Raw genomic sequence first — 19,571 nt, 5'->3', positions numbered from 1 at the left:
CTTCCAGATGGGGCCAGTGTGGCGCCTTTGAGGACAGAAATGTTTGATATGGGCCAAGTTAATGTTCGCAAACGCTCATAAATGGCAAGGGTATGAGCATTTTGTGATTGTTGTCACAACGCAAAGACGACAAAGGGGCCGACGGCCCCTGGGTGGATGACCCGGGAAGGGGTCAGGCGGTGATCATGTATGCTGTCTCGTTGACAGGTACAGATCACTTTGACTGAAGAGCGTCATTGTTGTGGCACATCCATCTAGCCGCAGCACTTTTTGAACTTCTTGCCGCTGCCACAGGGGCAGGGATCGTTGCGCCCGACCCGCAGGGGGGCGGGATCCTGCTCCCCGTCGGTGTAGACCCAGCGCCCCTGATGGCGCACGAAGCGGGAGCGCTCGTGCAGACAGTGACGCTCATCCCCCTCCAGAAACCAGGCCTTGAACTCCACGCTGCCCTCGTCATCGTACTGACTCCCTTGCGCCGCCATTATCTCCAGGCCATCCCACCGGGTATCGGTCTGGGAGAGCTGTTCGGCGGTGAGGGTACCCAGGAAATCCGGGTGCCAGCTGTGCACCAGATAGTCGCCTAGCCCCAAGACAAAGGCGCTGTAGCGTGAGCGCATCAGCTGTTCGGCGCTGATGGCCGGCTGGCCGTCGTGAAGGGGGCCGCAACATTGGGCGAGAGAAAGTGCGCTACCGCAGGGACAAAGGCTCATGAGTCGGTTAACCGGGTCGATAAATCAGGTGGCGGGATTGTAGCGAAAGCGGCCCCCCCTCGGCCAGCAGGTCGAACCGGTAGGAACGGAACACCCCATAAAAATGGCTAAAGGAAGTACATGATGACTCTGAAGCAGAAGATCCTGTTGTTGGGCGCGCTTCCCGTGCTGCTGATGGCCCTGGTGGTCAACCTCAGCAACTATTTGATTTCCAAAAACTCGCTGGAATCCGAACTGGTTGCGGCCAGGGACAAGGCGCTGTCTGAGCGCAAGGCGCTGCTCAGCAGTTACCTGATGCTGGCCAAGACGTCCATCGAGCAAGCCTATGCCGAACCGGACAGCCCGGCGGCGCGCGAGCGGGTGAAAGAGATATTGCGCCCCCTGCGTTATGGCAGCGACGGCTACTTCTTCATCTATGACTTCCAGGGCAACACCCTGCTGCTGCCCACCCGCCCCGAGGTGGAGGGCAAGAACCGCTGGGAGGACAAGGATACCCGGGGAACGCCCCTCATCCAGGGGATCATCAAGTCGGCCCGGGAGGGGGATGGGTACACCGAGTACTGGACCAACAAGCCCTCCCTCGGTCGGGATGCTCCCAAGCTCTCCTACAACCTGCTGCTCGACAAGTACCAGTGGGTGGTGGGCACCGGTTTCTACATCGATGACATCGACAGCGAACTGGCGACCCTGCGCACGGAGCGCGAGCAGAACATGCATGACTCCCTCAAAACCGGGGTGCTGCTGATCCTCGTGATCCTGGGGGTGACCCTGGCGGCCACGGTGGCCATTGGCAATCGGGTTACCCGGCCGCTGGCGGAGGCGGTGTCGGCCCTCAATGACATCGCCGACGGGGACGGGGATCTCACCCAGCGCCTCAAGGTGCAGAGCAAGGATGAGGTGGGTCAGCTGGCCAGTGCCTTCAACCGCTTCGTCGAGCGCATTCAATCCGTGGTGAGCCAGGTGGGGGAGACCAGCCATCAACTGCTCGGCGCCGTGGAGAAGCTCCATCGGTTGAGCGAACACTCGGATCGGCAGATGCATGGCCACGGCAAGGAGACGGATCAGGTGGTCACCGCCGTGACCGAGATGAGCTCCACCGCCCAGGAGGTGGCAGCCAGCGCCTCCAACGCGGCCAGCGCCACCAGTGATGCGGCGCGAGAATCCGACGCCGCCCGCGAGGTGGTGGGCAGCGCCATCGGCAGCATCAACCGGTTGGTGGACGAGGTGCACATCGCCGCCGGCGTCATCGAGCAACTGGCCCAGGAGACCGGCAAGATTGGCTCCGTGGTGGAGGTCATTCGCGGCATCGCCGAGCAGACCAACCTGCTGGCCCTCAACGCCGCCATCGAGGCGGCCCGGGCCGGTGAGCAGGGGCGCGGCTTCGCGGTGGTGGCGGACGAGGTGCGATCCCTTGCCGGACGTACCCAGCAGAGCACCAAGGAGATCAACGAGATGCTGCAACGCCTGCAAGGGGGCGTGAAGCAGGCGGTGGAGGTGATGCAGGCCAGCGAGTCCCGTAGCCAGGAGACGGTCCAGGAGGCGGGCCACATCGCCAGCTCCCTCGACAGCATGGTGGCGGCGGTGGGCACCATCAATGACATGAACATCCAGATAGCGACGGCGGCGGAGGAGCAGCATGCGGTCTCCGAGGAGATCAACAAGAACCTGGTGGCCATCCAGCAGATCGTCAGCGAGCTGACCGAGGCGGCGGGTGAATCCAGTACCACCACCCGTGCACTGGCGGATACGGGCGATAAATTGCGCCAATTGGTGGCTAGCTTCCGTTACTGATCACATTTTTGCCATCTGGACGCCATGTCCAGATGGCAAATTTGGGGATCGACGCAGAATGTGTGAAAATCGCAACATTCGTTCTTTGCGTCAGTCCCCAACCCATGAATGAGATCGTGAAAGGCAGTATCGATTTGATCCGTCAGCTCAACTACGGCCTGGTCTATGCCAGCCTGGAGGAGCACAAGGAGCTGTCCCGGACCGATCTGTCCCGTCTGACAGGGCTCTCACCGGCCAGCATCACCAAGATCACCCGCGAGCTGCTCGATGGCGGCCTCGTCGTCACCTGTGGCGAGAGTTCGGTGGGCCGTGGTCGCCGCCAGACCTTGCTGCGCATCAACGAGCGTCGCTTCCAGTTTCTCTCCATGCGCCTCGGCCGTGGCTATGTGGACATGGCCCTGTTCGATCTCTCCGGTCACTCCCTCGCGCGCCACCGCCACCTGTTCAACGAGGCGGAGCGTACGGATCTGCTGGCCAGCCTGATGCGGGCCATCGAAGGCTTCCTGCCGAAGAAGGCGCTGCGCCTTGCCTGCATCGCCCTCTGCCTGCCGGGGCAGGTGGAGCGCCACTCCGGCATGGTCAAACACTTCCCCTATTACGATCTGCGCAACTGGCCGCTGGGCCCCACCTTGCAAGAGGCGTTCGGGGTGCCCGTGCTGGTGAGCGGTGACGTGCGCACCTGGATCCAGGCCGAGCGCGAATGGGGCGCCGCCAAGAATTGCGCCGATGCGGTGCTGGTGTTCGTGCACAACGACATCGGGGTCGGCATGGTGGTCAACGGCCAGCTCATCGAGAGCGAGGCAGCCCTGCTTGGGGATCTCAGCCACCTGCAGCTCGAACCCTACGGCCAGCGCTGTTACTGCGGCGGTTTTGGCTGCGCCTGCACCCTGGTGACCAATCAGGCACTGGAGGCCCAGTACCGGGACTTGCGCGAGCGCATGCAGGAGCACGATCTGCCGACGAGCGTCACCATTCGCGAGCTGTGCGAGCTGGCGCTGGCGGGCAACAGCCTCTGCCAGGACATCCTGCATCAGGCGGCGGGTCGCCTTTCCCGGGTGTTGTCGAACCTCATCTGCCTGCTCAATCCGGGCAAACTGCTGCTGGGGGGAGAGATCACCCGCGCCGATCGGCTGCTGTTCCCCATGCTGCACCAGTCCCTGGCGAGCCAGCTGCCCGCTGAATACCTGACGCGACTGCAGATAGAGTCCACCCACTTCTACGAAGATCCCACCAAACCCACCTCGGTGCAGGTCCACAAGGCCCTGCGCGACGGCAGCCTGCTGCTGGAGCTGTTGCGAGGAGACAAGGAGGCATGAAACTCGGGTTGCAAGGACGCATCCTGTTCATGCTCTGTCTGGTCAGCCTGTTGCAGCTGGTGCTGCTGAGCGGGGCCAGCTACTACTATGTCGCCGAACAGCGCTATCAGGACGTGGGGGATCAGGCCCTCGACGTGGCGCGGCTGGTGGCCCGCGAGCCCGGTGTCATCGCCGGGGTCAAGCGTGCCGATACCGCCCGTCTCAACGTGCTGGTGGAGCGGATGCGGGGGGAGGTCGGGGCCAGCTACATCGTCATCGGTGACGCCGATGCCCGGCGCCTGGTCCATCCCAATGCGGATCGGCTCGGCAAGCCCATGGTGGGGGACGATCCTGCCCGTGCCCTGCAAGGGGAGTTCTACATCTCGAGGGCGCAGGGATCCCTTGGCAGCGCGGTGCGCGGCAAGGGGCCCATTCGCGACGAGATGGGCAAGGTGATCGGGGTGGTGTCGGTCGGCTATCTGGTGCGGGACATCGACGCCGACCTGCGGGGCTTCCTGCGCTTTGGCCTGCTCTGCACCCTGCTCATCGTGATCCTCAACAGCGCCGCCGCCGGCTGGCTGGCCCGGCGCTACAAGCGGGCCATCTTCGGCTTCGAACCTGAGCAGATAGGGCGCCTCTATGCGGAGCTCGACTGCACCCTGCGCACCGTGCGCGAAGGGATCCTCACCATCGACGAGCAGGGTAGGCTCACCTCCATCAACCCCAACGGCATCAAATTGCTGCGCCTGGATGAAACCGTTGCCAGGGCCGCCATTGGTCAACCCATCGGCCAGTTGCTGCCGGGCAGCCGCATGCTCTCCATCCTGCAAGAGCAGAGCCCCCAGTTTGACGAGGAAATTGTCCTCAACGGCCAGCCCCTCATCGTCAACCGGTTGCCGCTGGTGCAGGAGGGACGCCTCATCGGCGCCGTGTCGAGTTTCAGGCGCAAGGATGAGCTGGCCGAACTCAGTGCCCAGCTCTCCCAGGTCCAGGCCTACAGCGATCTGCTGCGGGTGCAGACCCATGAACACAACAACCAGCTCGGTACCATCGCCGGCATGATAGAGCTGGGTGCCACCCAGGAGGCGCTCGCCTTCATCGGGCGGGAGGCCGCCACCGAGCAGACCCTGCTCAGCTTCCTGATGGGGGCCATCGGCAAACCCAAGGTGGCGGGGCTGCTGCTTGGCAAGTATCACAGGGCCCACGAGCTGGGGCTGGTGCTCATCGTCGATCCCGACGCCTGCCTGCAGGACATTCCCGCCAGGGTGAGTGGCTCCCAGCTGGTGACCCTGCTTGGCAATCTCATCGACAATGCCTTCGAGGCGACCCGCCGCCACGGCGCCCCCTACCAGCCTATCCGGGTGGCCTTGAGCGATCTGGGACAGGATCTCATCCTCGAGGTAGAGGATGGGGCCGGCGGGGTGGATCCCGCCCTGGCGGACAGGCTGTTCGAGCGGGGGGTGAGCAGCAAATCCGAGCCGGGTCACGGCATCGGCCTCTCCCTGGTGCGCAAGACCCTGGACGCCCTGCAGGGACAGATCACCATCGAAGCCACGGCGCAGGGAAGTTGCGTCGTCTGTTACATTCCCAAGGAGGTGTGAGTGATCAAGATCCTGATCGTCGAGGACGATCCGGCCATCGCCGAGATCCACCGCCGCTTCGTGCAGCGGCTGTCTGGATTTGAAGTGCTGGGGGTGGCGCTCACCCTGTTCGATGCCAGGGAGCAGATAGCCATCCTCAAGCCCGATCTGGTGCTGCTGGATGTGTGGCTGCCGGACGGGGAGGGCTTCTCCCTGCTGCGGGAGCTGCGCCAGGCCGGCGCCAGCCTTGATGTCATTCTGCTCACCGCCGCCCGGGAGGCGAGCGCCCTGCAAGAGGCGATGCGCCTCGGGGTGGTGGATTTCATCCTCAAACCCGTGGTGTTCGAACGTCTGCGAGACACTTTGGAGAAGTACCGCCAGAGCATCGCCGCCCTGGCGGCGTTGGCGGACATCGATCAGCAGGCGGTGGATGCCTTGCTCGGTACACCCTTGCAACAGGTGGCGGCAGCCGGCCTGCCAAAGGGGATCGACGGACTCACCCTGCAGCGGGTGCTGACCGCCCTGACCGCCGAGGGGGCCAGCGCCGAGGAGGTTGGCGCCAAGGTGGGGGTGAGCCGCACCACGGCGCGCCGTTATCTGGAGTTTCTGGTGGGTCAGCAGCTGGCGAGCCCGGATCTTGAATACGGCACCGTCGGACGGCCGGAGCGGCGCTACCGCCGCCACTGAACATGGGGTGGATATCACACAAGAAAAGAGCGCCTGTCGGCGCTCTTTTTAGTAGGGTTTGCTCCCAGTCGGGGTATCAAGGGCTCTGCTCATTATGGGTAGAGTACAGAGGTGGCAGAGGCTCATCGATTCAGTGGCTGGTGGCCGGCTCCCCCTTGAGGGACTTGCTGGCCTTGCGGGCTTGCCACCACTGCCAGGCCGGCAGCAGCAACATCACCAGGGTCACCAGGGTGAAGCCCAGGGTAATGGGGCGCTCCCACAGGAAGCTCAGGGAACCGTCATTGATGACCAGTGCCCGGCGCAGGTTGTCCTCCAGCATGCCGCCCAGGATGAAGCCGAGCAGCATGGGGGCCATGGGGAAGTCCAGCAGGCGCAGGCCGATGGCGACCAGGGCCACCAGTGACATGACATAGATGTCCATGGTGTTGAAGGAGACCAGATAGACCCCGATCAGCGAGAACAGCAGCACCATGGGGATGAGTACGGGGCGCGGTACCTGCAGGATCTTGGCAAGATAGGGGATGAGCGGCAGGTTGAGGATCAGCAGTACCACGTTGCCGAGGTACATGGAGATGATCACCGACCAGAACACGTCCGGATGCTCCATGAACAGGCGCGGGCCCGGCTGGATGCCATAGGCGATGAGGGCGCCCAGCATCAGTGCCGTGGTGCCGGAACCCGGGATCCCCAGGGTCAGCAGGGGCACGAAGGCACCGCTGGAGGCGGCATTGTTGGCCGCTTCCGGGGCGGCAACGCCGGTCAGGCTGCCCTTGCCAAACTCATCCTTCTTCTCCTTGCGGGCGAAGTTGCGCTCGGCCCCGTAGGCCATGAAGGAGGCGATGGTGGCACCGGCCCCCGGCAGGACGCCTATGAAGAAGCCGAGCACCGAGGAGCGGGCGACCGGGGTCGCTATCTCCTTGACCTCCTCCTTGCTGAGCTTGAGGGAACCGAGTTTCTGGATCTGCGCCGCCTCTTCGGCACGGGAATCCTTGCCAGGGCGCAGCACCGTCATCAGGATCTCCGCCAGGGCGAAGGTGGCCATGGCCAGCAGCAGGAAGGAGAAGCCATCGCGCAGATCCGGCAGGCCGAAGGTGAATCTGTCCACCCCGACGCTGCGATCGATGCCGACGGTGGAGATCATGATGCCAAACAGCGCCATGATCAGCGCCTTGAGCACCTGACCCTTGCCGGCAAAGGCCGCCACCGCGGACAGACCCAGCACCATGAGGGCGAAGTAATCCGCCGACTGGAACGAGAGGGAAACCTTGGCGAGCAGGGGAGCCGCCACCATCAGGAAGATGGCGGAGAGGGTGCCGCCGACGAAGGAGGCATAGGCGGAGATGGCCAGTGCCTTGCCCGCATAGCCCTTGCACGCCATGGGATAACCGTCGATGGCGGTGATCATGCTGGCGGAGCAGCCCGGGGTGTTGATCAGGATGGAGGCGGTGGAGCCGCCAAACATGGAGCCGTAATAGACTCCGGCCATCAGAATGATGCCGGAGGCGGGATCCAGCCCGTAGGTGATGGGGATCATCAGGGCGATGGCGGTGACGGGGCCAAGCCCCGGCAACATGCCGATGAAGGTGCCGACGAAGCAGCCGACCACCACCATGAAGAGGTTGATGGGCATCACGGCGGTGCCGAGCCCTTGCAGAATGCCGTCTAACATGGGTTCTCCTTATCCCAGCAACTGGGTGAACAGCCGACCCGGCTCGAGGTAGACATTGAGCCCCTTGGTCAACAGGGCCCAGAAGATGAGAGTGAAGGGCAGGCTCACCTTGCAGGCGAAGGCGAGGCTGGGTTCACCCATCAGCCGGATCCCGGCGATGAGGAACAAGACGGTGGCGACCAAGAAACCGAGCCAGGTCAGGGCCACGCCATAGATGATCATCAGGATCAGAAAGGCGAACACCAGTCGCCAGTTGCCGGACTCTTTTTGCAGCCGCTCACCGCCGGGGGAGGCCATCAGCAGCAGGGAGAGCACGATGCCGACGCCGGCCAGGGCATAGGGCAGGGTGCTGGCGGTAAAGGGTTCATATTCGTCCCCCGGGTAGCCCGGGATCAGGGTGGCGTGATAGCCATAGGCGAGGGAGAGCAGCAAAAACAGCAGCCCCCCGAACCGTTCCTTGGTCAGGTGCATAATGATGACTCCAATGGGCGGGCCGGGCCCGCCACGGGGTTGGGGTTACTTGATGAAGCCGAGTTCGCGCATCAGGCCGCCGATCTCTTGCTCCTGGCTGTTGAGGAAGGCGACAAACTCGGGACCGGACTGATAGCTGTTGGTCCAGTTGTTGCGCGCCCGCACGGCTTCCCACTCCGGTTTGTCATACATCTGCTTGAGCAGGGTGGCGAATTCGGCGGATTTCTCGGCGCTCACACTGGGGGAGGCGAAGTAACCGCGCCAGTTGGCAAACACGGTCGGGTTGCCCTGCTCGCTGAAGGTGGGGATGTCTTTGGCATCCGGCATGCGCTCGGACGCCGTCATGCCGAGGATCCGCATCTGGCCGGACTTGACCGCTTCCATCGCCTCGCCAAAGCCGGTGGAGAGCACCTGGGTTTCTCCCGCCAGGACCGCGGCCATGGCGCTGCCGCCCGCATCATAGGCCACGTAGCGCAGCTTGCTGGCATCGGCCCCCGCATTCTTGAAGGTCATGGCGGCCACCAGGTGATCCAGGCTACCCCGGGCGGAGCCGCCTGCGATCTTCACCTTGGCGGGATTGGCTTCATAGGCCGCCAGCAGCTGGGGCCAGGTCTGATAGGGGGAGTCGAGCGGTACGGCCAGCGCCTGGTAGTCGGCGATGATGGCGGCGACCGGCGTGAGATCCCGGAAGGATTGCGGCAGCTCCTTGGAGAGGGATTTGACGATGATGGGGGTGGAGTTGACCATCAGGGTCTTGTCGGATTGCGCCGAGGTTTCGATCAGGTGGGCGATGGCCTTGGCGCCCCCCCCGGCGGAGATGTTCTGGAAGGAGGCGGTGGTGATGAGGCCGGATTTGGTCAGCGCCTCGCCGGTTCCCCGTGCCGTGTTGTCCCAGCCGCCGCCAGCGCCACCCGGGATCAGGAAGTGAATTTCGTCGATCTTGGCCTGCACGCCGAGGCTGGCGCCCAGCAGACAGCAGAGCAGGGTGCGCTTGAAGGTTCCTTGCAACATGGTGTTCTCCTTGTGATTGTTGCATGGAGATTAATTAATCGTATCTGTCTGGAAAACAATCTGGCCGTAATGGCTATTAAGGCTGTTCTGCCCATTTTGTTCATTCTGGTCACGGCGGATGTGAGGAGTGAAAAAGAAGGCGGGGCCCTGTGGGCCCCGCCGTGGTGATCTGATGCCGGCGAGCATCAGGTTTTGCTGGCACCGGAAGGTTGTTCAGCCGACTTCTCCTTGCCCGGTGCCTGGAGGGCGTCGGTGGCCTGCTTCCTGAGGGCCATCTGCTCCATCACCAGCTTGTAGGCGATGTAGTACTTGTAGATGTTGCCCACATAGGTGACGGTCTCGGGCCCTATCTTCTCCGCCGCCACATACTCCACGTTGTGGAACCAGATGTTGGGATCCAGTCCCCGCTTCTTGGCCTCGGTGCGCAGCCGCGCCACCCGGGCCGGCCCCGCGTTGTAGGAGGCGAACGAGAAGAGCGCCTTGTCCAGCGCCGTCATGGGCTCATCCGCATAGTAGTGATCGATCATCCAGCGCATGTATTTGACGCCGCCGTGGATGTTGGGCTCCAGCTGGCGAATATCCCCCACCTTCAACCCCTTGCCGGTGGCGGGCATGATCTGCATGATGCCGATGGCCCCCACATGGCTGCGGGCCTTCTGGTTGAGGGCCGACTCCTGATAGCCCTGGGCTGCGACCAGCAGCCAGTCCACGTCGTATTTCTCGCCGTATTCACGAAACAGCTCGACCACCTGCAGGAACTTCTTGCGCTCGGCCTCGGCGGCGGCGCTCTTGACGAACTTGTTCTGCTTGAGATAGCGCGCCAGTATGGCTTCGCCGGTGGCTTTGCCTCGCAGGGCCTTGATCTGTTCGTTGAGCATGGCGAGCAGCTGGGTGTTCTCCTTGCGTACCCCCCAGGCGATGATGCCCCCGCTGCGGAACACCGGCTCTTCGTGGATCTGGATGGCCGGGAAGATCTTCTTCCAGAAACGGGCCTTGTGCTCATCCATCACGATGAAGGGCAGCAGGCCTGCGTTGACCATCTCCACCAGATCCTCGTCTTCCAGCACTTCGGAGGCGGGCCTGAGGTCGATGAGGGGTTCCCCCGCCGCCTTGCGGGCGGCGTTATAGGCCAGCAGGCTGTCGTAATAGCTGGACGAGGGCCTGACATAGACACTCTGTCCCCCGAGATCGGCGACGCTCTCCACCTTGGGAGACTGGGGGCCCGAGATGAGCAACTCGCGCACGTTTTCAATCAGGGGAGAGGAGAACTCCACCCCTTGCTGCTTGCGCTTGTCGGTGATGGTGAGGTTGGCGGCGGCGATGTCCCCCTTGCCTTCGAGCAAGGCGGGGATCAGGGCTTCACGAGCGACGGGGATGAAGACGAAGTGCACCTTGAGATTGCGCTTGATGGCTTTTTTCTTGCGGAGCTGTTCGTTGAGGCGCTTTTCCACCTGCATGAAGGCGTCGTAGGTGGCGCCCCGCTGTACTCCCTTGTAGATGAAGTAGCCGGTCTTGTTGTAGGTGGTCAGTACCCGGATGGCTCGTCGCTCCAGCATGGCATCCAGATCGCCCCGCATGGGTTTGGAGAGCTGGGCACTGTCAAACTCCAGGGCGCTTTTATCCGATCCCTCATCCGTGGTGGCTTGTTGGTCTGCTTCGGCACTCCAGACGGGGTTCAGGGAGCAGAACAGCCAGATCATGACAATCCATAAGCGTTTCATACGTACACCTCACTCGTTTTATAGAGTGTAAGCGGCGCACTGTGGGGGATTTAGCTTATTGGGTTTGATTGGAGGGGCGTCATAGCACGGTTTCCACTATTCAAATTGGCGGTAAGCAGCGCCGTGACGAAAAAAGGAGCCCTGAGGCTCCTTTTGATATGACGTCGGCTCGAAATCGCTAGAACCAGAAGCCGATGATGAAGGAGCCCGCCAGCGTCAGCAAGACGTTGGCTACCGCATAGGTGCCCGCATAGCCGAGCGCCGGGATGGAGCTGTTGGCGGCCTCGTTGACCACGTCCATGGCCGGAGCGCAGGTACGAGCCCCGGTGATGGCCCCGAGCAGCAGGGCCGGGTTCATCTTCAGTACCCAGACCCCGAACAGGTAGCCCACCAGCACCGGCAGGGTGGTGACCAGCATGCCGGAGAAGAGCACAACCATACCCACCTCGCTCAGGTGATCCAGGATGCCGCCACCGGCCTTGAGACCGGTGCTCACCATGAAGACGGCGAGACCGAGATCCTTGGCAAGGCGCAATGCTCCTGGCGGCACATAGCCCACCGTGGGGTGGTTGGCCCTGAGATAGCCCATCAGGATCCCCGCCAGCAACAGGCCGACCGCGTTGCCAAGGCCGAACTCTATCTGGCCGAACACCAGGGAGACGGAGCCGATGAGCAGGCCCAACACGAAGAAGGTCGCGAAGGCCACCAGATCCGTGGTTTGACTGTGAATGCTGATGAAGCCAATCTTGTTGGCCAGCAGTTTGACCCGCTGCTTCTCGCCGCTGATCTGCAGCACGTCACCCTTTTGCAGCATGATGTTGCGATCAAAGGGCATCTCTATCTGGGAGCGCACCACCCGGTTGAGGAAGCAGCCCTTCTCGGTGAGGTTGAGCTCCACCAGATGGCGGCCGACCACAGCGTCATTCTTCACGACGATCTCTTCGGTGACGATCTGCAGGTCCAGCAGGTTGCGGTCAAACACCTCCTTGCCGTTGCGATAGTTGACGTCCAGCTTCTCGTGGCTCTCGGGGTAGCCCACCAGTGCGATCTCGTCCCCTTCCTGGATCACCGCATCACCATCCGGGCTCGCCAGGATGCCGTTGCGGCGAATACGTTCCACATAACAGCCCGTGTGGGGATAGATGCCGGTCTCGCGCAGTGTGCGGCCGCCAATCCAGGCCGCAAGCTCGGGGCCGACGCGGTAGGCGCGGATGATGGGCAGGTAAGTCTTGCGGTTCTCGCTGTCGGAGAGTCCCCGCTCGCGGGCAATCTTCTGCGCCTCGGTGTTGAGATCCAGCCTCGCCAGGGAGGGCAGGTAGCGTACCACCAGCATCAGGCCCACCAGACCCACCAGATAGGTCAGGGCATAGCCGATCCCCATGTTGTCGAGCACGGATTGCATGTCGGTCTGGTGGGGCAGGTTGAGCAACCCGCTGCGCAGGGCGTCCTGGGCGCCGACCAGCGCCGGGGTCGAAGTGAGGGAGCCCGCCAGGATGCCGGCGGCCATGCCGGGGCCCAGGTTGAAGAACTTGGCGAGTCCCACGGTGAGCAGCAGGGCGCTCAGCAGGATCACCAGGGTCAGGGTGATGTAGTGGATGCCATCGCGCAGGAAGACACTGAAGAAGTGGGGCCCGGCTTCTATCCCCACGCAGAAGATGAACAGCATGAAGCCGACATTTTCGGTGGAGGTGGAGAACTGGAAGCCCATCTGGCCGAACAGCAGGGCGGTGAACAGTACCCCGATGGTGTTGCCTATCTGGAAATTACCGATGCGTACCTTGCCCAGCAGCAGGCCGAAGGCCAGTACCACGAACAGCAGCAGGGAGTCGCTTTGATGCAGCAGTGTCACGAAATCTATGGTCATGCCCGGAAGAACCGAGGAAAAAAGTGGGGCCGATATTGTGCCGGATCCCATGGCAAGAGAGAAGCGTCAAAGTGGTCTGGCAGGCAGTTAAGTGGGGGCTGATCGACCCGGGAGGGGTGAGGTGCGGATGCCAAGGGGGTCGCAGCGATATTTATCACTGCCCATCTCGCTGTCAATGAGTGATTTCTGCTGTCGGCGGGCCGAGGCTTTTGCCCCCTGTGGACAATTTATTACCTGCTGTTCAGCGGGTAGTGGCAGACGTTTTTCAGCATTTTTGACTGGTCGAAGAAAACCGGATCCCCCATGTGTCACCGATCTGGTTGGCGGGGGTGACCCATGGCATCTGGCATGGCGACACAAATGGGGCATCTGGGGATGTGCCGGGCCCTCAGAAACCCATTTAGGGGGGAGGAGAAAAACAGGAGAAAATGGGGATACGGGTCTTTGCGCTCGCCAAGCCGGTGGCGATTGCAGCTAACCTAGGCCCTGATTGGCTTTGACTCACTTACCCACAGAATCTGTGGATAACCCTGTTCATGAAACTTGGCAATCAGGCTGCAGGCCGCGCCAATGCTGGGGTGCAAGGGCTGTTCAAAAAATACCTACAGAAAAATATTACTATAAAAATCATATAGTTATACTCGACAGGAGAAAACGCTGTCGGCGATAAGAGGGGGATCAAAAGGGAGGATCGCCGAGAGGATCGGCTTGTGCATTAAAATTGGCAGAGGAAAGCACTAAAGTGGATAACTTGCACCGAGATGGTGAGGAGATTGGCTCCCCCGACTGGACTTGAACCAGTGACATACGGATTAACAGTCCGCCGTTCTACCGACTGAACTACGGGGGAACATCAGGCAAGGAGACGCACTATACAGAGCTCGCTTTTCCAGGTCAATAGTCGGTGGCTCTGGCGGAGTGGATACCCAGATATCCCAACTCGGGGTACACTTCTTTCTTGCTGTTTTTGCCGGGAGTCGTGATGAGCAAGTTATTTCAGTTGGCCAGCCAGTTTCAACCCGCAGGGGATCAGCCCGCGGCGATCGCCCGCCTGCTCGATGGCATCGAGTCGGGGCTCGCCCACCAGACGCTGCTCGGGGTAACCGGCTCGGGCAAGACCTTTACCATGGCCAACGTGATCGCCACCCTCAATCGCCCCACCATGATACTGGCGCCGAACAAGACCCTGGCCGCCCAGCTCTATGGAGAGATGAAGGAGTTCTTCCCAGAGAATTCTGTGGAGTATTTCGTCTCCTACTACGACTACTACCAGCCGGAAGCCTATGTGCCGACCACGGACACCTTCATCGAGAAGGATGCCTCCATCAATGATCACATCGAGCAGATGCGGCTGTCGGCCACCAAGGCGCTGCTGGAGCGGCGCGATGTGGTAATCGTCGCCTCCGTTTCGGCCATCTATGGCCTCGGAGACCCCCAAGCCTACCTCAGCATGATGCTGCACCTCAAAGTGGGGGATGTGATCAACCAGCGGGACATCCTGCGCCGCCTCGCCGAGCTGCAATATACCCGCAACGACGTGGCCTTCCAGCGTGGCACCTTCCGGGTGCGGGGAGAGGTGATCGACATCTATCCCGCCGAATCGGACAAGCTGGCCCTGCGGGTGGAGCTGTTTGACGAGGAAGTGGAGCGGCTTTCCCAGTTCGATCCCCTGACCGGCGCCATCGAGCAGACGGTGGTGCGCTACACCATTTATCCCAAGACGCACTATGCCACGCCGCGGGAGACCATCCTCGGGGCCATCGATCACATCAAGGAGGAGCTCAAGGGGCGTCGCGAGCAGTTGATGAGCCTGAACAAGCTGGTGGAGGAGCAACGCATCACCCAGCGTACCCAGTTCGACATCGAGATGATGCAGGAGCTGGGTTACTGCTCCGGCATCGAGAACTACAGCCGCTATCTGTCCGGACGCGCCCCCGGCGAGCCGCCGCCCACGCTGTTCGACTACCTGCCGGGGGACGGCCTGCTCATCATCGACGAGTCCCACGTGACCGTGCCCCAGATTGGCGCCATGTTCAAGGGTGACCGCTCGCGCAAGGAGACGCTGGTGGAGTACGGCTTCCGTCTCCCCTCGGCGCTGGACAACCGGCCGCTGAAGTTCGACGAATTTGAAGCCCTGATGCCCCAGACGGTGTTTGTCTCGGCGACTCCCGGCCCCTACGAGCTGGAGAAGTCCGGTGGCGACGTGGTGCAGCAGGTGGTGCGTCCGACCGGGTTGCTGGATCCCGAGATCGAGGTGCGCCCGGTCACCACCCAGGTGGACGATCTGCTCTCCGAAATCCGCTTGCGGGTCGCGGTGGAGGAGCGGGTGCTGGTCACGACGCTCACCAAGCGGATGGCGGAGGATCTGACCGAATATCTGGCGGATCACGACGTGCGGGTGCGCTACCTGCACTCGGACATCGATACCGTGGAGCGGGTGGAGATCATCCGGGATCTGCGTCTCGGCAAGTTCGATGTGCTGGTGGGCATCAACCTGCTGCGCGAAGGGCTCGACATGCCGGAGGTCTCCCTGGTCGCGATTCTGGATGCGGATAAAGAGGGCTTCCTGCGCTCCACCCGTTCTCTCATCCAGACCATAGGCCGGGCGGCCCGCAACCTCAACGGCAAGGTGATCCTCTACGGGGATACCATCACCAACTCCATGAAGGTGGCCATCGAGGAGACGGAGCGGCGCCGCGCCCTGCAGCATGCCCACAACCTCGAGCACGGCATCACGCCGAAGGGGCTCAACAAGTCGGTGGGGGATGTGATGGACATGGGGGGCAGCCGCACGGCGGGCAAATCGGCCAAGGGGGCTCGCAAGGCCGCCGAGCCGCAAGGGGAGTACCATGCCCGCTCCGCCAGCGAGATCAGCAAGGAGATCAAACGGATGGAAGAGCAGATGTTCCAGCACGCCCGGGATCTGGAGTTCGAGCAGGCCGCCGCCATGCGGGATCAGATCCAGCGGCTGCGCAGCGAGTTGATCGAGAGTTGAGCGGCAAACGCTGGCTCATCTGGCGGCGTCTGCGCCGCCTCTATTTCGGGTTTCGCCACCCTGCTACCCCCTGGTGGGCCAAGGGGCTGGTGATCCTCATCCTGCTCTATGGCATCAGCCCGGTGGATCTCATCCCCGACGTGGTGCCGCTGCTGGGCTGGCTCGATGACCTCAGCCTGTTGCTGGTGCTGATCTGGGGCTGGGAGTCCTGTCTGCCCGCGGAGGTCAGAAAGGGGCTGGACGCGCTGGAATAAACACTGTGCATCCATCTGCGTGTGAGATGACCATCAGGTTTATCAATCAGGATCTCCTGCCCCAGCTGTGGATTGTGACGTGCAGGGCATTGGCGTAGACTCCACGCCGTTCACTTCATGGGTAAGAAAAAATGGATCTGATCCTGTTTGCGATTGACTTTATTCTGCACGTCGACGTGCATCTGAAAGAGCTGTTTGAAAACTATGGCGTCTGGGTATACGCCATCCTGTTCCTCATCATCTTCTGTGAAACCGGCCTGGTGGTGACCCCCTTCCTGCCCGGGGATTCCCTGCTGTTTGCCGCCGGGGCGCTCACCGTGGGCAGTGCGCTGGATGTACACACCCTGGCCGCCGTGCTGATCGCCGCCGCCGTGCTTGGCAACGTGGTGAATTACACCATAGGGCACTTCTTCGGGGAGCAGCTGTTTCGCAATCCGGATTCGAAGATCTTTCGCCGCGACTACCTGGTGAAGACCCACGCCTTCTATGCCAAGCATGGTGGCAAGACCATCATCATCACCCGCTTCTTGCCCATAGTGCGCACCTTCGCCCCCTTCGTGGCGGGCATGGGAGCCATGACCTATCCGCGCTTCCTGGCCTTCAATCTGGTGGGGGGGCTGTTGTGGGTGCTCTCCTTCGTCTATGCCGGCCACTTCTTCGGCAACCTGCCTGTGGTGCGCCACAACTTCACCCTGCTCATCTTCGGCATCATCGGAGTCTCCTTGCTGCCCATGATCATCGGTATGGTGAAAGCCAGGCGCAGTGCGGGCAAGCCCGCCTCCTGATAGGTACAATCCCATAAAAAGAGGGAGCCACTGGCTCCCTCTTTTTATGGGGGTCGATCACCGGATCCGTTGCAGCAACGACCCTTGACCAGGTTGCTGACGGTCACTCCCACGAGCACCGGCTGGAAAGAAGGGTGGTGAAGGCGATGAACGATGACAATAGATGTGAAAAAGGGAGCCGGTGGCTCCCTTTTATATGGAGGGTCGATCACCGGATCCGTTGCAGCAACGACCCTTGACCAGGTTGCTGACGGTCACTCCCACGAGCACCGGCTGGAAAGAAGGGTGGTGAAGGCGATGAACGATGACAATAGATGTGAAAAAGGGAGCCGGTGGCTCCCTTTTATATGGAGGGTCGATCACCGGATCAGTTGCAGCAACGTCCCTTGACCAGGTTGCCGACGGCGACCACCACGAACACCAGCAGATAGGCGGCGAAGATGGCGATCAGCCACTGGGGCATGGAGAAGCTCAGGAATTGCCAGGTGATCTCGCTGCAGTCCCCGTCCGGGAAGAAGAGCCAGGGGATCCATTGATCCAGTGGCGCCCAGCTCGGGAAGTCGACAAAGCCTTCGCACACGTTGAAGGGGGAGGGATTCAGCTGATAGTCCACATGTTTGAGTGCCAGTTTCAGACCCCAGAAGGCGCTGTAACCCCACAGCAGCAGGGCGCTCCAACGCAGATACCATTTCTGCGGGGAGACCATGCCGAGCAGACCGGCCGCGAGCACGCCAAAGATGGCGATCCGCTCGTAGATGCACATGACGCAGGGGTGCAGACCCAGCACATGCTGGAAGAAGAGGGCGCACAGCTCGAGGAACAGGGCTGAGGCCGCCAGCAGCCCCCATGCCAGCCGATGGCTGGCAATACGGCGAAGGAATTCGATCATCTGATTGATCTCACAGAGAAAACAGTGGCTGAATTAGAGCAGAGCCGGATCCAAAAGAAAAGGGCCCCCAGGGGCCCTTTCATCATCAATGTGCCGCAGGCACCAGGGCGGGGGCCGCCCCTCCCTGCATCAACCAGCCAGCCTGATAAAACCACTCGGTGGCCGGGGCGAGCAGCTGTTCCACCGCGAAGAAACCCACCAATCCCAATACTAGGGTATAGGGCAGCGCCATCCACACCATGCGGCCATAGGAGAGGCGCAACAGGGGCGCCAGCGCCGAGGTCAGCATGAACAGGAAGGCAGCCTGACCATTGGGGGTCGCGACCGAAGGCAGGTTGGTGCCGGTGTTGATGGCCACCGCCAGCAGATCGAAATGCTCACGGCTGATGGCGCCATTGAGCAGGGCCGTCTTCACCTCGTTGATGTAAACGGTGCCGACGAAGACGTTGTCGCTCACCATGGAGAGCAGGCCGTTGGCGATATAGAAGAGGGCGAGCTGATCCTCGGGATTGGCGGCCAGTACCCACTGGATCACCGGTTTGAACAGTTGCTGATCGATGATCACCGCCACCACGCTGAAGAAGACGGTGAGCAGGGCGGTGAAGGGCAGAGCCTCATGGAAAGCTTTGCCGAGGGCATGCTCTTCGGTGATACCGGTGAAGGAGGTGGCCAGCACGATGACTGTCAGGCCGATGAGACCCACGGCCGCCAGGTGCAATGCCAACCCGGTGATGAGCCAGACGGCGATCAGCGCCTGGACGATGAGCTTGGCCTTCTCTTGCGGGGTACGCTGTGCATCTTCTTCCTGCTCGTACTCTTCCATGATGCGGCGCACCGGCTCGGGCAGCTTGGTGCCATAGCCAAACCAGCGGAATTTCTCCACCAGAATGCAGGTGAGCAGGCCGCAAATGAAGACGGGGATGGTCACCGGGGACATGCGGATGGCAAATTCGCCGAAGTGCCAGCCGGCCTGCTCGCCGATGATGAGGTTTTGGGGTTCCCCCACCAGCGTACAGACACCCCCGAGGGCGGTACCGATGGCGGCATGCATCATCAGGCTGCGCAGGAAGGCACGAAACTCGTTCAGATGTTGGCGGGTCAATTCATCGATGCCTTCATCGTCATCGTGCAGATTGCTTGCCTCTTCCTTCGAGGCCACCTTGTGATAGATGGCGTAGAAGCCGGTGGCGACGCTGATCACCACGGCGATCACGGTCAACGCATCGAGGAAGGCTGACAGGAAGGCCGAGACCAGGCAAAACGCGAGGGAGAGCAGGGTCTTGGAATGGATGCGTACAAGCATCTTGGTGAAGACATAGAGCAGCAGCTGCTTCATGAAGTAGATGCCTGCCACCATGAACACCAGCAGCAGCAGCACTTCGATATTGGCGACCAGCTCATGCTTGATCTGGTCGGCGGAGGTCATGCCGATCAACACGGCCTCGATGGCCAGCAGGCCGCCGGGTTGCAGCGGATAGCACTTGAGGGCCATGGCCAGAGTGAAGATGAATTCGACGACCAGCAGCCAGCCAGCCAGGAAGGGATCAATGTGGAAGACGATCGGATTGATCAGCAAAAACAAGACGATGGCAATTTTGTACCATTTAGGGGCGTTGCCCAAAAAGTTCCTTGCAAAAGCGTGCCCTAGGCTGATTGGCATAATGGTTGTTCTCTGTTCTGTTGTTGATATCTGCGTCTGTGCAGTCGAGCCAAGATGGCCCGAACATTTGGATAGTCACCTTTATCAAATTGATTGCACATGATTTTAATCAAATGAGCGCTAACTATAAATAACGTCGCAGTGCTTGCCCAGACGCGATGAGCATTAATCACCCTCATAGGGTGTTGA

15 protein-coding genes and 1 tRNA gene are annotated in these 19,571 nt (G+C 61.5%); 7 read left to right on the top strand and 9 right to left on the bottom strand.

Annotation, left to right across the window (positions count from 1 at the left end):
• Window positions 1–254: 254 nt before the first annotated feature.
• Window positions 255–710 (bottom strand): YchJ family protein, encoded by a 456-nt coding sequence (locus ABNP46_RS11635; protein ID WP_349917939.1) that lies wholly within the window; start codon window positions 708–710, stop codon window positions 255–257.
• Between the two features lie 123 nt (window positions 711–833).
• Between ABNP46_RS11635 and ABNP46_RS11630 the strand changes: the two genes are divergently transcribed.
• From ABNP46_RS11630 to ABNP46_RS11615, 4 genes are all read left to right on the top strand, one after another.
• Entirely contained in the window at window positions 834–2,501 is a 1,668-nt protein-coding gene (locus ABNP46_RS11630; protein WP_349922472.1) for a methyl-accepting chemotaxis protein, read from the top strand.
• A 104-nt stretch (window positions 2,502–2,605) separates the two neighbouring features.
• A complete protein-coding gene (locus ABNP46_RS11625; protein WP_349917937.1) occupies window positions 2,606–3,817 on the top strand; it encodes an ROK family protein in 1,212 nt (403 codons plus the stop codon).
• Window positions 3,814–5,397, top strand: coding sequence for a sensor histidine kinase (locus tag ABNP46_RS11620; protein WP_349917935.1), 1,584 nt, complete (start codon window positions 3,814–3,816; stop codon window positions 5,395–5,397). Before ABNP46_RS11625 ends, ABNP46_RS11620 begins: the two co-directional genes overlap by 4 nt.
• The gene (locus ABNP46_RS11615; protein WP_349917933.1) at window positions 5,398–6,063 is read left to right on the top strand and encodes a response regulator; all 666 of its coding nucleotides are present in this window, start codon (window positions 5,398–5,400) and stop codon (window positions 6,061–6,063) included.
• Window positions 6,064–6,193: 130 nt separating this feature from the next.
• On the opposite strand, the gene ABNP46_RS11610 is transcribed toward ABNP46_RS11615, so the two are convergent.
• The 6 genes from ABNP46_RS11610 to ABNP46_RS11585 all read right to left on the bottom strand — a co-directional run bounded on the left by ABNP46_RS11610 (window position 6,194) and on the right by ABNP46_RS11585 (window position 13,649).
• The gene (locus ABNP46_RS11610; protein WP_349917931.1) at window positions 6,194–7,732 is read right to left on the bottom strand and encodes a tripartite tricarboxylate transporter permease; all 1,539 of its coding nucleotides are present in this window, start codon (window positions 7,730–7,732) and stop codon (window positions 6,194–6,196) included.
• A gap of 9 nt (window positions 7,733–7,741) precedes the next feature.
• Window positions 7,742–8,203 (bottom strand): tripartite tricarboxylate transporter TctB family protein, encoded by a 462-nt coding sequence (locus ABNP46_RS11605; protein WP_349917930.1) that lies wholly within the window; start codon window positions 8,201–8,203, stop codon window positions 7,742–7,744.
• A 45-nt stretch (window positions 8,204–8,248) separates the two neighbouring features.
• Window positions 8,249–9,214 carry a tripartite tricarboxylate transporter substrate binding protein gene (locus ABNP46_RS11600; protein ID WP_349917929.1) on the bottom strand — a complete coding sequence of 322 codons (966 nt, stop codon included), beginning with the start codon at window positions 9,212–9,214 and terminating at the stop codon, window positions 8,249–8,251.
• Between the two features lie 185 nt (window positions 9,215–9,399).
• Window positions 9,400–10,935: a lytic transglycosylase F gene (locus tag ABNP46_RS11595; RefSeq protein WP_349917928.1), complete on the bottom strand. Its 1,536-nt coding sequence runs from the start codon at window positions 10,933–10,935 to the stop codon at window positions 9,400–9,402.
• A 178-nt stretch (window positions 10,936–11,113) separates the two neighbouring features.
• Window positions 11,114–12,799 carry an aspartate:alanine antiporter gene (locus tag ABNP46_RS11590; protein WP_349917926.1) on the bottom strand — a complete coding sequence of 562 codons (1,686 nt, stop codon included), beginning with the start codon at window positions 12,797–12,799 and terminating at the stop codon, window positions 11,114–11,116.
• Window positions 12,800–13,573: 774 nt separating this feature from the next.
• Window positions 13,574–13,649 (bottom strand) — tRNA-Asn (locus tag ABNP46_RS11585).
• 132 nt (window positions 13,650–13,781) lie between these two features.
• Between ABNP46_RS11585 and uvrB the strand changes: the two genes are divergently transcribed.
• From uvrB to ABNP46_RS11570, 3 genes are all read left to right on the top strand, one after another.
• Window positions 13,782–15,794 carry an excinuclease ABC subunit UvrB gene (gene uvrB, locus ABNP46_RS11580; protein ID WP_349917925.1) on the top strand — a complete coding sequence of 671 codons (2,013 nt, stop codon included), beginning with the start codon at window positions 13,782–13,784 and terminating at the stop codon, window positions 15,792–15,794.
• Window positions 15,791–16,048, top strand: a complete 258-nt coding sequence (locus ABNP46_RS11575; RefSeq protein WP_349917924.1) for a YkvA family protein — start codon at window positions 15,791–15,793, stop codon at window positions 16,046–16,048. The genes uvrB and ABNP46_RS11575 overlap by 4 nt, the downstream gene beginning before the upstream one ends.
• 131 nt (window positions 16,049–16,179) lie before the next feature.
• Entirely contained in the window at window positions 16,180–16,833 is a 654-nt protein-coding gene (locus ABNP46_RS11570; RefSeq protein ID WP_349917923.1) for a DedA family protein, read from the top strand.
• A gap of 367 nt (window positions 16,834–17,200) precedes the next feature.
• On the opposite strand, the gene dsbB is transcribed toward ABNP46_RS11570, so the two are convergent.
• The gene (gene dsbB, locus ABNP46_RS11565; protein WP_349917922.1) at window positions 17,201–17,722 is read right to left on the bottom strand and encodes a disulfide bond formation protein DsbB; all 522 of its coding nucleotides are present in this window, start codon (window positions 17,720–17,722) and stop codon (window positions 17,201–17,203) included.
• 85 nt (window positions 17,723–17,807) lie between these two features.
• Window positions 17,808–19,382 (bottom strand): Na(+)/H(+) antiporter NhaB, encoded by a 1,575-nt coding sequence (nhaB, locus tag ABNP46_RS11560; RefSeq protein WP_349917919.1) that lies wholly within the window; start codon window positions 19,380–19,382, stop codon window positions 17,808–17,810.
• Window positions 19,383–19,571: the final 189 nt, after the last annotated feature.

This window comes from Aeromonas veronii, from assembly GCF_040215105.1.
In the GTDB taxonomy this organism is placed as follows: Bacteria; Pseudomonadota; Gammaproteobacteria; order Enterobacterales; family Aeromonadaceae; genus Aeromonas; species Aeromonas veronii_G.
Note: the sequence above shows the minus strand (reverse complement) of the source record. Positions and strands in the feature narration are given on the sequence as shown.